The sequence below is a fragment of the Loktanella sp. SALINAS62 genome (assembly GCF_018263905.1).
Taxonomy (GTDB): Bacteria; Pseudomonadota; Alphaproteobacteria; order Rhodobacterales; family Rhodobacteraceae; genus Loktanella.
Map to the genome: position 1 here is coordinate 173,658 of NZ_JAAFZU010000030.1, position 12,632 is coordinate 186,289.

Sequence of the window (12,632 nt, forward strand, 5' to 3'; positions counted from 1 at the left end):
GAAAAGGGGTGGGTGGGCGGGCAAAGCCCCCCAGCCCACGCAGGATCAGAATCCGCCGGGGATCAGTTCATGCGCCATGTGGTCAAGCACCGCATTTGTGAATTTCGGTTCCTTGCTGTCGGGAAAAAACGCGCCGGCCACGTCGACGAATTCCTTGATCACGACGCGCGGCGGCGTTTCTTCGATGATCAGCTCTGCCCCTGCCGCACGGAACAGCGCACGCAGCGTGGGATCGATCCGGCCCAGCGGCCATTTCGCCACCAGCGCGCGGTCGGTCAACTGGTCGATCCGCACCTGTTCTTCGACCGCTTTTTCGATCAGCGCGCGAAAGGTGTCGACATCGCCCTCGATCATTTCAATGTCATCGCGGATTTCGCCAAAGCGGAAATCTTCGAATTCGGCGCGGACCCGGTCAACCGACTGGTCGGCGGCTTCCATCTGGAACAGCGCCTGCACGGCATAAAGCCGGGCTGCTGATTTCATCTTGCGGCGTTGATTGCCCGAAACAGTCATACGGTTTCACCGCCCTTGGCCAACGTCACGGGGGCAAAGCCCACCCCTTCACGGCGACCGCCCCATTTCCGGGTCAGCGCAATCAGGTGCAGCGCTGCTGCAGCCGCACCGCCGCCCTTGTTCTGGCCGTCGGCGTCGGCGCGCACGACGGCCTGTTCATAATTTTCCACCGTCAGGATGCCGTTGCCGATACACAGCCCCTGCAAACCCAACAGCGTCAGCCCACGCGAACTGTCGTTGCAGACCGTGTCGTAATGCGTTGTCTCGCCACGAATGACACAGCCCAGCGCCACGTAACCGTGATAATCGCCCATCCGTTCCGCGATGCCGATGGCGCTGGGAATTTCCAGCGCGCCGGGAACCTCGACCACCTCCAACTCGGCACCGGCGGCCTCTGCGACCTTGCGCGCACCGGCGACCTGCTGGTCGTAGATGTCCTTGTAATAAGGGGAAGCCACGGCCAGCAGACGGACCGGGTCGGTCAGTTGCGGCAGGGGCATTTCGTAATGGGACGGTCCGGCCATCAGCCAATCTCCGATATTTTGCGGGTGCCGACGATTTCCAGCCCATAGGCGTCAAGACCAACGATCTTGGGCTTGGGCGAATTCGTCAAAAGCTCGATCCGGTGCAGGCCAAGCGTCGACAGGATCTGCGCGCCAAGTCCGTATTGCCGCAACGTCTGCGGCGACACTTCGTCGTCGGCCACCAGCGTCATATGCAAATCGCGCAACAGCACCAGCACACCGCGGCCTTCGGCGGCGATCAGTTCCATCGCATCGCTGAATTCGTTGCGCCGCCCACGCGGGCCTGCGCCCACCACATCCAGCATCGGGTCCAGCGCGTGCATACGCACCAGCACCGGATCGTCGGTGGCGACATCACCCTTGACCAGCGCGATGTGTTCCGCACCCTGCGTTTCGTCGGTATAGATCTTGAGCTGCCATTCGCCGCCGAATTCGGACGTCATGATGCTTTCGTCGCGCAGCCGCACAAGGTTGTCGTGTCGGCGGCGATAGGAAATCAGGTCGCTGATCGTGCCGATCTTCAACCCGTGAAACTGGGCAAATGACACCAGATCGGGCAGACGCGCCATTTCACCGTCGTCTTTCATGATCTCGCAGATCACGCCGGACGGGTTCAGACCGGCCAGCCGGGAAATATCGACCGCGGCTTCGGTATGGCCTGCGCGGACCAGCACACCGCCGTCACGGGCGCGCAGCGGAAAGACATGGCCGGGGGTCGCGATATCGGCGGCACCTTTGGATGCGTCGATGGCCACAGACACGGTCCGTGCGCGGTCGTGCGCGCTGATACCCGTGGTGACGCCTTCGCGGGCTTCGATGCTGGTGGTGAACGCGGTTTCGTGACGCGACGAATTGTTCGTCGACATCAGCGTCAGGCCCAGCGCGTCGATCCGTTCGCCCGGCAGCGACAGGCAGATCAGCCCGCGGCCATAGGTCGCCATAAAGTTGATCGCATCGGGCGTCGCCATCTGGGCGGGGATCACCAGATCGCCTTCGTTTTCGCGGTCTTCGTGATCGACCAGAACGAACATGCGTCCGTTGCGCGCATCTTCGATGATGCTTTCAATGGGACTGATCGCGTCCTTCCAGTCCTGTTCAACCGGACCGGGGCTTTCGAAAGGCTGATTCATCGCGCGTTCCTTTGGCTTATGCTGCGCAGATAGCCCAGCCGCACCCGATTGGAAAGATCGCGCCCGCCGGTCAGTTTGCCGCGTCAGTCATAGTCGCGCAGGCGGGCGACGTAGCGGGCCATTGTGTCGATTTCCAGATTGATCGCATCGCCAACACGTGCGGCACCCCAAGTCGTCACGTCTTTTGTGTGGGGGATCATGTTGACGCCAAAGGTCTGCCCGTCGACCTCGTTCACGGTCAGCGACGTGCCGTTCAGCGCGATTGATCCCTTTGGTGCGATGAACCGCGCCAGTTCGTCGGGCGCACGAAAGGTCATGCGTGTGCTGTCGCCTTCGTCGTGCATCGCGATCAGTTCGGCCACGCCATCGACATGGCCCGACACGATATGACCACCCAATTCATCGCCAACCTTTAACGCACGTTCCAGATTCAGGCGCTGCCCCACCGTCCAGCCATTCAGGCCGATCGATGTTTTCGACACGGTTTCGGCACTGATCTGGACGTCGAACCAGCCACGCGGGTCGGTGCCTTTGGCGATGACAGTCAGGCAAACCCCTTCGCAAGCGATAGAGGCGCCGATGTCGATTCCGGCGATATCGTAGCCGGTGGCGATTCGGGCTGTCAGGTCGCCGCGCTGGTCCAGCGTCAGCACTTCACCGATGTCGGTGACGATTCCGGTGAACATCGCGGGTTTCCTTTCATTAATAAACAGCAGGTAAAGCCAGCAGGCCAGTGTTTCAAGCGGTGACGCACCTGCGGCACCGGCTTGCCCTATTTATGCCCTGTCACCGATGCAGAGGTTGGTTTAATTTAATTGGATGCACATTAATTCGATGGCCGATCCCACGTCCCGCCGTTTTCTGTTCTTGCAGGGCCCGCATGGTCCTTTCATGCATCGCTTGGCAAAAATGCTGCGCGCGGCAGGATCGCAAGTGTGGCGCGTCGGGTTCAATGCGGGTGACCGCGCGTTCTGGTTCGGCGCACCGGGCTATATCGCCTTTCGTGGCCGCGCGTCGGAATGGCAGGCGACATTCGACAGCATCGTCGCGAAACATCAGATCACCGATATCGTGCTTTACGGTGATACTCGCCCGATCCACGCCCAGGCCATCGCAATCGCACGCCAGCTTGGCCTGCGCATCCACGTCTTTGAAGAAGGTTACATGCGGCCCTATTGGGTGACCTATGAACGTGGCGGCACCAACGGTCATTCGCGTCTGATGCAGATGGATGTGCCCGCCATGCAGGCCGCGCTTGCCCGGTCCGACCTAGAGGTGCCGACCCCGCCCGCCCATTGGGGCGACATGCAGCAGCATGTGTTCTACGGCGCGCTGTATCATTGGTTCGTGATGTTCCGAAACGGTGACTACCGCCATTTCGCGCGGCACCGCGATCTGCCCGTCACAACCGAAGCCGCGCTTTACACCAAACGATTGTTGCTGATGCCATTTATCGCGCTGGACCGGCGGATCGCGACGCTACGCATCCGGTTCGGCGGTTTCCCCTATCATCTGGTGCTGCTGCAACTGGAACATGACGCCAGTTTTCAGCAACATTCGCCCTTTACCCGCATGGAAGAATTCCTGACCGTCGTGATGGAAGGCTTTGCCAAGGGCACGCCGCGCCATCATCATCTGGTGTTCAAGGCGCATCCGCTGGACAACGAACGCAGCCCGACGAAACGCATTATCAAACGGCTGGCGGAACAATACGGGGTCACCGGGCGGGTGCATTTCGTGCGTGGCGGCAAGCTTGCAAAACTACTGGACCACGCCCGCACCGCCGTGACCGTGAATTCGACCGCCGCCCAGCAGGTATTATGGCGGGGCATTCCGCTGAAAGTGTTCGGCGCTGCCGTCTACAACAAGCCAGAGTTCGTATCGCGCCAGACCCTGCCGGATTTTTTCGCAAGTCCTGACAGACCCGACAGCCGCGCATACAAGGAATATCGCCGCTTTCTGCTGGAAACCAGTCAGGTGCCCGGCGGGTTTTATTCCGCACGCGGGCGCCGACAGCTGATGCGGCAGGTCGTGGATATGATGCTGTCCGACGATGATCCCTATGATACGCTCGCATCAGGCAAAAACCCGCCGCGACAGCCCCTGCGGATTGTCGGCTGAAACTATATCAATGATCGTTGATGTTTCGCATGCGAAACATATTATGTCATATTTAACAATATCTTAACGGTTTTAACCCGTCGATTGTCAGTCTGTGCAACAGATCGCTTCGCGGCAGGTTAGCAACAGTCACCTATGGCCAAATCGCTGTTTTTGAAGGGTGAACTTTCTTTTTCGGGTCTCCTCGCCTATCGTAAAAAGAAAAATACCCGAGGCAGAAGAATAACAGGTCGAGGAGACCGAGCCGTGACATCCCTGACTGTGCGCCTGTCCAAAGGCGTGGCCCTGATCATGATCCTGGGCCTGATATCTGCGTGCGCCTTGCCGCGCGTAGGACCGAACAAAAAAGAAATCTTTGCGGGCTCTGTCCTGCGCGAAGGTGATTCATTCATCCTGACGGTCGACGACCGTGTGAATGCCATCGCCGCCGTCGCACCGGAACTGGGCTTTTCGGCGGGATTTCTGAACGCGGGCGTGATCGGGTCGGATACGATCCGACCGGGCGATACGCTGGGCCTGACGATCTTTGAAAACGTCGATGACGGCCTGCTGGTGCCAACGGGGGCCAATTCCACCCTGTTGGAAGAAGTGCAGGTCGATGGATCGGGGTTCATCTTTGTCCCCTATGCGGGCCGCATCCTAGCTGCCGGGAACACGCCAGAGGCGATCCGCCGTATCATCACCGAAAGGCTGGGCGATCAGACCCCCGATCCACAGGTGCAGGTGCGCCGCTTGGCCGGTGACGGCGCGACCGTGTCGGTCGCAGGTGCCGTGAACGCCCAAGGCGTGTATCCGATCGAACGGCCGACCCGCACGCTGATCTCGATGCTGGCGGCGGCCGGTGGTGTGGCGATCACACCCGAAGTGGCCCGCGTCCGCATCCAGCGGGGCGACCATACCGCCGAAGTTTTCTATGACGATCTGTATGAAAACCCGCGCAATGACGTCGCCCTGCGTGGCGGTGACAACATCATCGTCGAAGCCGACACGCGCACGTTTACCGCGCTGGGGGCCACGGGGTCGCAGGAGCGTGTGAAATTCGAAACCAAGACGATTTCAGCGATCGAGGCGATTGCAACCGTCGGTGGCCTGTCGTCGCTGACCGCAGACCCGACCGGCGTTTTCGTGTTCCGTACCGAACCCGAAGCCATCGCAGAGCAGTTGGTCGGGCTGGATCTGACCGGGCCGCAACGCGTCGTCTATGTGCTGGATCTGACCAAACCGAACGGCATGTTCACCGCGCGCGACTTTGCGATCCGCGATGGCGATACCGTCTATGTGACCGAAGCGCCGTTCGTGCAGTTCGACAAGACGGTGGCCGCGATCACCGGGTCGCTGTCCGCGACGACCGCGCTGACCAACGCCTCTGGCCTGTGACCGATGACACTTGCGCCGCAAGGCCGGGCCGCCGCGGGGGAATCCCTGCGGCGGCTTTTCGTTTATAACGGCGGATTTCTGACCCAGACCCGCGTGCGGCGCATCCTGACGCTGGCAGGCTGGGACATCCGGCTGGGGATGCCGGGGGACGGCGACCACGTCGGCGTCTGGGGTCATTCCCCCACCGCACCGCGCGGCGAAGCGGTGGCTGCGCGCAAGGCGACCCCTATCGTGCGGGTCGAAGACGCCTTTTTACGGTCGATCCAGCCGGGACGGGACGGCGAGGCGCCCATCGGTCTGACTGTGGACCTGCGCGGCATACACTATGATCCCGGCCAGCCGTCTGATCTGGAAGTGCTGTTGCGCGATACACCGCTAGACAACACCGTTCTGCTGCAACGCGCGCGCGATTGCATCGACCGGATCGCACGGGCGCGTTTGTCCAAATACAACATCCACGATCCCGACCTGCCAGTGCCCGATCCCGGCTATGTGCTGGTCATCGACCAGACAAAGGGCGATGCCGCCGTCACTGCAAGCGGCGCGGATTCCAACACGTTCCGCGAAATGCTGTTCTATGCCCAGACCGAACATCCCGCCGCGCGCATCGTCATCAAGACCCACCCCGAAACCGTGCAGGGCCACCGGGCGGGATATTTTACCGCCGATGACGCAACGGACCGCATCACGCTGCTCGACGACCCGGCCTGCCCCCATGCGCTGCTGGAAGGCGCTGTCGCAGTCTATACCGTGTCGTCGCATCTGGGGTTCGAGGCGATCATGGCAGGGCACCGGCCCATCGTCTTTGGCCAGCCGTTTTATATGGGTTGGGGTCTGACCGACGACCGCAAACCATTGGATCGCAGGCAACGCAAACTGACCCGTGCGCAACTGTTCACAGGTGCGATGATCCTGTATCCATTGTGGTTCGATCCCTACCACGACCGGCTTTGCGCACTGGAAGACGTGATCGACGGGCTGGCTGCACGGGTGCGCGCGTGGCGCGAGGACCATGACGGTTGGCGCGCGCACGCCATGAGCACGTGGAAACGCGCGCCGCTGCAACGGGTGTTCGGGTCTGTGAAACCCGTCACATTTTCGGGGCCGACCGGTGAACGCCGCGACATGATCTGGGCATCAAAGGCGACGGCCGACAGCACCGCCGTCCGGGTCGAAGACGGGTTCTTGCGGTCACGCGGATTGGGGGCGGACCTGATCCCGCCGCTCAGCCTCGTGCTGGACGATCTGGGAATCTATTACGACCCGTCGCGGCACAGCCGACTGGAAACGCTGATTGCCGCCTCGCCTGATTTGCCGGACCATGCGCGGGCGCGTGCGGATCGGCTGATCGCCACGCTGACACGCGCACGTTTGACAAAATACAACCTGAGCGGCGCACAACCCCCCGCATTGCCGGATGGCCGCCGGGTGCTGGTGCCGGGTCAGGTGGCGGACGACGCATCGGTCCGGCTGGGTGCGACAGAGGTCGCCACCAACGCCGACCTGTTGCGCGCCGCGCGCGATGCCAACCCGGCGGCGGTGATCCTGTACAAACCCCACCCCGACGTGGTGGCGGGCCTGCGCGGTGGCGCGGTGCCGGACGCATTGACATGGGCCGACGCGGTGCTGGATGTCGATGCGGCAACCGCACTCGATCTGGTGGACGAGGTCTGGACCATGACATCGGGGCTGGGATTCGAGGCGCTTTTGCGCGGCAAGCGCATCACCTGTCTGGGGCAGCCTTTCTATGCAGGCTGGGGTCTGACGGATGACCGCGCCATGCCGATCCTGCGCCGGTCCGCGATGCCCAGCCTGACCGAACTGGTGCACGCCACGTTGATCGATTACCCGCGCTATTTCGATCCCGTCACCGGACTGGCCTGCCCGGTCGAAGTGGTGGTGGCGCGCCTGCGTGACGGCCATCTGCCGCATCCCGGCTGGCGCAATCGTCTGCTGGCCAAGCTGCAGGGCCATTTCGCCAGCAAGTCGTGGCTGTGGCGCGGCCGCGGTTAAGGGCTGCGGGGACGCCAGCACTGCAGCGTATCGTTGCCGATCGCGCGCACCTCTGTCAGATCGAACCGCGGCGCGTCCGACAGATCGCGCACCCCCATGCCCGCCAGCGACGGCAGGCCGTCCGATCCGATGGCACACCCCGCCTGCATCACGACCACCTCGTCCACGACGCCGTGGTGAAGCAGCGACGCGGCCATATGGCTGCCGCCTTCGCACAGCACGCGGGTGATGCCCCGGCTGGCCATCTCGCGCAGGGCGGCGGTGATGTCGATCTGGTGTTCCTGCGTCGCACAGGGGATCAGCGTTGCACCTGTGCCGGCCCAATCACGGATCGCCGCGTCTTCGGCATGGATCAGCCAGACGGGCTGTGCCTTGGCGGTCTGGGCCAACCGCCCGTTGATCGGCAGGTTCAGGTCGCGCGACAGGACCACCCGCACCGGCTGGCGCAGGTCTGTGCCCAGATCGCGCACGTCCAGCATCGGATCATCCGCACGCGCGGTGCCCGCGCCAATCAGCACCGCATCGTGGGTCCGGCGCAGTCCGTGCACAGCGCGCCGCGCAAGCGATCCGGTGATCCAGCGGCTTTCCCCGGTGGATGTGGCGATGCGCCCGTCAAGCGTGCTGGCCAGCTTCAGCGTGACCCACGGCAGGCCATCGGTCACCGATTTGAGAAAGCCCGCATTGGCCGCGCGCGCCGCGTCGTCCATCAGGCCCAGATCGACCGTGATCCCAGCGTCGCGCAAAATTTGCAGCCCCCTGCCCGCCGTGCGCGGGTCGGGATCGCCTGTCGCCACAACCACCCGCGACAGCCCCGCCGCGACAAGTGCGTCCGCGCAGGGCGGTGTCTTGCCATGGTGGGCACAGGGTTCCAGCGTGACATAGGCGGTCGCACCCCGCGCGGCGTCGCCCGCCTGATCCAGCGCCACGGTTTCCGCATGGGGCCGCCCACCACGCCGCGTGGACCCGCGCCCGACGATGATACCGTCGCGCACGATGACGCAGCCTACAGCGGGGTTCGGCCAGACCTGCCCCAGCCCGCGAAGCCCCAGCGACAGGGCCAGCCGCATGAACCGGGCGTCAGCGGTCATACGTCAGGCTTGGTATTCGGACGCAGGTCTTCCATGAATTTTTCAAAGTCATCGGCAGCCTGAAAGTTTTTGTAAACACTGGCAAACCTGACGTAGGCCACGGTATCGATCCGGGCAAGGCTTTCCATCACGATTTCCCCGATGGTGCCGGACGGGATATCGGTATCCCCCAGTGATTCCAGCCGCCGTACGATGCCAGAGATCATCTGATCCATGCGTTCGGGTTCGACGGGGCGTTTCTGCAGCGCGATGCGGATGGACCGTTCCAGCTTGTCGCGGTCGAAATCTTCGCGGCGGCCGTTGTTCTTGATGACGACCAGATCGCGCAATTGCACCCGTTCATAGGTCGTGAACCGCCCGCCACAGGCCGGGCAAAAGCGCCGCCTGCGGATGGCGACGTGATCTTCGGCGGGGCGGCTATCCTTGACCTGAGTATCGACATTTCCGCAAAAGGGGCAACGCATCAGCCTGTCCTTATCCTGTCCGTTGGGGTTGGCCCCCAGTTATCCACACAGACTATAGGAGGCCCCCCACAGTTTGGGTAGCCCTGTGGATAACCCGCAGCATGTTGGCCGCCGGGTGAGTCCCGGTTGCATCAGACGGGGTGGGTGGGTGTGGCAGTTGTAGCGTGACTTTAGCGTGACAGCAGGTTTTGCAGTGCGTGACAGTTAATGTTGCAGCAAAATTAAATGTCCTCGTATGGCTCGTCCAGATCGTCACCACGAGGCATTACGTCCCCATAGAAGGCCTGTCGATGCAGGTGAAGATTGACACGGCATGCGACATTTAAAGGCGCAGTGTTAATGCCAAGCGCCTCATTCTCGGCAGTCTCTGCGATCATCTCTTCGGCCCACTGGTCTGTAGTTCCATCCCAATAGTCGCTTTCGACTATCGCCGCCGCTGCCCTTGTGAAATCCCAGTCTTCCTCCGGGTTTCTTGCGATGCACCATGCTTCATCAAGCGAATAATCTATTCGAGGTGGCGGTCTCCCGCCGCCTCCCTGTGGGTCTCTTGGGCGGGTACTGCCCCAATCGCCATAGATTATTCTTGCCCGGTTTGCTCCTGCCTGAACTTGATTGACTAGTCTCCGATTGGAAAACGAAACAGGCTCCAAACCGTTTATATGCGCATAGGCTTTTGGAATTGACGTGCATGATACCACGGCTGGAACTTGAGCATCTATTGTAGTCAGCGCCCCTCTTAGCAAACCAGAATACCAAGCGGCAGCTCCCAACGGATTGCGTGTCCATCCAGCATCTAAAATCAGAGCATAGTCAGCGGTTCCAAGAGTGTTTAGCGCTTCAACCAGCTCAACCACGTTTTCTGGGACTCGCCCGTCGCAGATTCTTACAGCAAACGTCTTTTGCATTGCTTGAAATGCTTCAATTTGGGCAATTATTTCGCGAGAACTCAGTCCACGCAACTGAAGGACTGGCATCGCACGTGGAACCTCACGGATGAAATTCTGCCAATTTCGATAAGATCCATCGGATGCGCTAAGGCCGACGAATGTAGACTGAGCCGCGTGATCCAAATTTGTCGGCATATAGAGCCGATCAAGGTCCAAAAAGTATTGGCCTACGGGGAAAGCAGTCTCCAGTCGTTCAACTGCCTTTTGTAGCGTCGCTGATCCAACCCAAGGGGCCAATAGAAAACAAGGGGTCATCCGATCTTTTGTTCTTTGTGCCAAGTACTCGAGACCACGCATCTCTGCTGGCCGAATCGACAGGGTCGGAACGTAAAGAGTATTTTCGAGTACCATCGGCAGCTCCTATGCTTCTGACGCAGAATATTGCGCTAAGCGATAGAGTCTAGCCGCACTTCCATAGCACCCTTCGAAACCCGGAAATACTCAGCGCAAGCAGAAATAGCTGCGTCGGAAATACGCCCGCCGATCTCCAAAAACTTTGATCGAACCTGATCACGAGGCATCAGAATGTCTGCAGCTAATGCGTTTGCCTCGTATTCTACCACCTCAGGAGCACCTGACCGGTAGAGCACATTGTCTGTGATTCCCTCCGGTGATGCATCGATAATGTCTCTGTGTAACAAGAAATGCGCCAATTCGTGCGCAAGAGTAAAGCGCTGTCGCTCGGCACTCTCAAAGCGGTTCAACTTAATAACATATGTGTTGCCAGACCTTTGGATCATTCCGGATTTTCCAGGACCAAGCGCAGAAACTTTAACCTCAATTCCAAGCGCCCTAGCTATCCCACCAACTGGCACTGGCCCCTCGCCGCTTAATTCCTGAAGGACCCTCCGGGCATCAGGATCAACACGTTGCCACAAATCAGCTACCTTAACCATCAGCCATTCTCCTCATCTTCATCTTCAAGCTCACGTCGTCTCGTGCCGTAAACCAAGCCGGCGACCCGGTTTGGCAGATCGTCGAGCACCTCTTCCACCCTAGTTTCCACCTGAATCGAAACCTCGTCGAGGGCGGCTGACGCACGTTCTTGGATTTTTTTCTCTATCGCACCGTAGGTGTAAAACGCTGCGAGACCGATAACGGTTGCAACGACTGCCAAAGCAACGGTGACGGCAGTGAGCGAAACCGCCAGAAAATTAGAATAGGTCATGTGCAGCGTAGCAGTCTCTAGCACTCTCGTGGCGCCGGGGAGACGTATCTGCCCAAATGACAAGACAATCCACACGACAGCACCACCGACTAGCCCAGATACAAGGTTTCCGGCGATACTGCGCAACATTCTGATCATACCCTTGTCGGTATTCTGTTAATTTTGCAGTTTTGTAGAGCCTTACATTCAGCGGTGCACTTAAAAAATTTGGCACTGACGCAAGGCCAGTGCCAACTCCGGACAGGTGCGGCCCGACAAAGGTCGGTCCTCTCGCCTGCTACGTTGATTGCGAGGAGAATATCCAATTCAAAAACACCCCCTCAACCACACCCACGCCCGAGCTGCAGCCAGTGGGACAACGCCGTTACCGGCTGCAGCGGATCGGTCCACTCGCAGGGCCAACCCATCATCCAGTCGGTGAAGGACGGTTTGAGATGCAGCGCCTCCTGCGAGTGCAGCGCTCCAGGCAGCAAAGTCACCTGGCATCGGGGGGAAGAGACGAGCGGTCCGGGCGTCCAGCCGGTCGCCTTGAGCAGATCCCACATCATGATCCAGCAGCGACCCGCCATGATCAGGCCGACCTGTGACCCCTTCTGGTTCTGGTCTGCGACGAACTGGAAGCGGCCCGGCCCCACTTTGATGCTCGTCCGGTTCCCGCTCATTTTTAACGTGGGCGTGGGCCAGAATGAACATCCGTTCGCGCAAGCGAGACCCGCCGACTTCCGCCGCTGATACGACGCAGACTGTAACCCCGAAGCCCATGCGGCGGCTGTGATGCTGCGCGCGATCAGCCGGTCGGCACGGTGATGTCGATGCTGGCCACAATGCTGACCTCTCCGGTTATGGATCGTGGTGGCTGACCCCCGCCATACCTGCGGGGCCAGCCCGCTGGTTCATGACGCGCAGAAATGCGCCACGATGCTTCGACGGTGCGGGGCGGTGCGATGTTCAAACAGGTAAATACCCTGCCACGTGCCAAGCGCCATGCGCCCGTCGCTGACCGGAATTGACAGGGTGACAGGCATCATCGCAGCCTTGATATGGGCTGGCATGTCGTCGGGGCCTTCGTCGGTGTGTGTCAGGTAGGACATCGATTTATCCGACGTCGGCGGCACCAGCCTTGCAAAGTAGTTCAGCAGATCGGTCCGTACCTTGGGGTCGGCGTTTTCCTGGATCAACAGGCTGGCAGAGGTATGCTGTGACCTGCCACGGGATTTTTCCTCCATTTGGAATGAGAGTCCGACCCAACGAAGGGACGGACAATGAAGCGAACGAGATACAGCGAAG

The 12,632-nt window shown here is 60.5% G+C and carries 14 protein-coding genes; 3 read left to right on the forward strand and 11 right to left on the reverse strand.

The annotated features are described in order from the left end of the window. Window positions 1-45: 45 nt before the first annotated feature. From nusB to GZH79_RS11950, 4 genes are all read right to left on the reverse strand, one after another. On the reverse strand, window positions 46-513 hold the full coding sequence (nusB, locus tag GZH79_RS11935) for a transcription antitermination factor NusB (protein ID WP_211644004.1): 468 nt from the start codon (window positions 511-513) through the stop codon (window positions 46-48). Next, the gene (locus GZH79_RS11940; protein WP_211644005.1) at window positions 510-1,037 is read right to left on the reverse strand and encodes a 6,7-dimethyl-8-ribityllumazine synthase; all 528 of its coding nucleotides are present in this window, start codon (window positions 1,035-1,037) and stop codon (window positions 510-512) included. The genes nusB and GZH79_RS11940 overlap by 4 nt, the downstream gene beginning before the upstream one ends. Next, window positions 1,037-2,167, reverse strand: a complete 1,131-nt coding sequence (gene ribB, locus GZH79_RS11945; RefSeq protein WP_211644006.1) for a 3,4-dihydroxy-2-butanone-4-phosphate synthase — start codon at window positions 2,165-2,167, stop codon at window positions 1,037-1,039. The genes GZH79_RS11940 and ribB overlap by 1 nt, the downstream gene beginning before the upstream one ends. 83 nt (window positions 2,168-2,250) lie before the next feature. Continuing rightward, window positions 2,251-2,853: a riboflavin synthase gene (locus GZH79_RS11950; RefSeq protein WP_211644007.1), complete on the reverse strand. Its 603-nt coding sequence runs from the start codon at window positions 2,851-2,853 to the stop codon at window positions 2,251-2,253. A gap of 148 nt (window positions 2,854-3,001) precedes the next feature. On the opposite strand from GZH79_RS11950, the gene GZH79_RS11955 reads away from it, so the two are divergent. The 3 genes from GZH79_RS11955 to GZH79_RS11965 all read left to right on the forward strand — a co-directional run bounded on the left by GZH79_RS11955 (window position 3,002) and on the right by GZH79_RS11965 (window position 7,678). Beyond that, entirely contained in the window at window positions 3,002-4,288 is a 1,287-nt protein-coding gene (locus GZH79_RS11955) for a capsular biosynthesis protein (protein ID WP_211644008.1), read from the forward strand. 291 nt (window positions 4,289-4,579) lie between these two features. Further along, the gene (locus GZH79_RS11960; RefSeq protein ID WP_211644029.1) at window positions 4,580-5,665 is read left to right on the forward strand and encodes a polysaccharide biosynthesis/export family protein; all 1,086 of its coding nucleotides are present in this window, start codon (window positions 4,580-4,582) and stop codon (window positions 5,663-5,665) included. A gap of 3 nt (window positions 5,666-5,668) precedes the next feature. Continuing rightward, window positions 5,669-7,678: a capsular polysaccharide biosynthesis protein gene (locus tag GZH79_RS11965; protein ID WP_211644009.1), complete on the forward strand. Its 2,010-nt coding sequence runs from the start codon at window positions 5,669-5,671 to the stop codon at window positions 7,676-7,678. Here the strand turns inward: GZH79_RS11965 and ribD are convergent. The 7 genes from ribD to GZH79_RS12000 form a co-directional block, all read right to left on the reverse strand. Then, complete coding sequence (gene ribD, locus GZH79_RS11970; RefSeq protein ID WP_211644010.1) at window positions 7,675-8,766, reverse strand: bifunctional diaminohydroxyphosphoribosylaminopyrimidine deaminase/5-amino-6-(5-phosphoribosylamino)uracil reductase RibD; 1,092 nt, start codon at window positions 8,764-8,766, stop codon at window positions 7,675-7,677. The two genes, GZH79_RS11965 and ribD, sit on opposite strands and share 4 nt — an antisense overlap. Continuing rightward, complete coding sequence (gene nrdR, locus GZH79_RS11975; protein ID WP_211644011.1) at window positions 8,763-9,230, reverse strand: transcriptional regulator NrdR; 468 nt, start codon at window positions 9,228-9,230, stop codon at window positions 8,763-8,765. The genes ribD and nrdR overlap by 4 nt, the downstream gene beginning before the upstream one ends. A 221-nt stretch (window positions 9,231-9,451) precedes the next feature. Further along, a complete protein-coding gene (locus GZH79_RS11980) occupies window positions 9,452-10,528 on the reverse strand; it encodes a beta family protein (protein WP_211644012.1) in 1,077 nt (358 codons plus the stop codon). A 35-nt stretch (window positions 10,529-10,563) separates the two neighbouring features. Beyond that, window positions 10,564-11,073, reverse strand: coding sequence for an ImmA/IrrE family metallo-endopeptidase (locus tag GZH79_RS11985; protein WP_211644013.1), 510 nt, complete (start codon window positions 11,071-11,073; stop codon window positions 10,564-10,566). Next, window positions 11,073-11,474: a hypothetical protein gene (locus GZH79_RS11990; protein WP_211644014.1), complete on the reverse strand. Its 402-nt coding sequence runs from the start codon at window positions 11,472-11,474 to the stop codon at window positions 11,073-11,075. Before GZH79_RS11990 ends, GZH79_RS11985 begins: the two co-directional genes overlap by 1 nt. 191 nt (window positions 11,475-11,665) lie before the next feature. Beyond that, entirely contained in the window at window positions 11,666-12,007 is a 342-nt protein-coding gene (locus tag GZH79_RS11995) for a hypothetical protein (protein ID WP_211644015.1), read from the reverse strand. Window positions 12,008-12,238: 231 nt separating this feature from the next. Then, window positions 12,239-12,632, reverse strand: a 394-nt coding sequence (locus GZH79_RS12000; protein WP_211644016.1) for a secondary thiamine-phosphate synthase enzyme YjbQ, incomplete at its 5' end; no start/stop codon positions are given.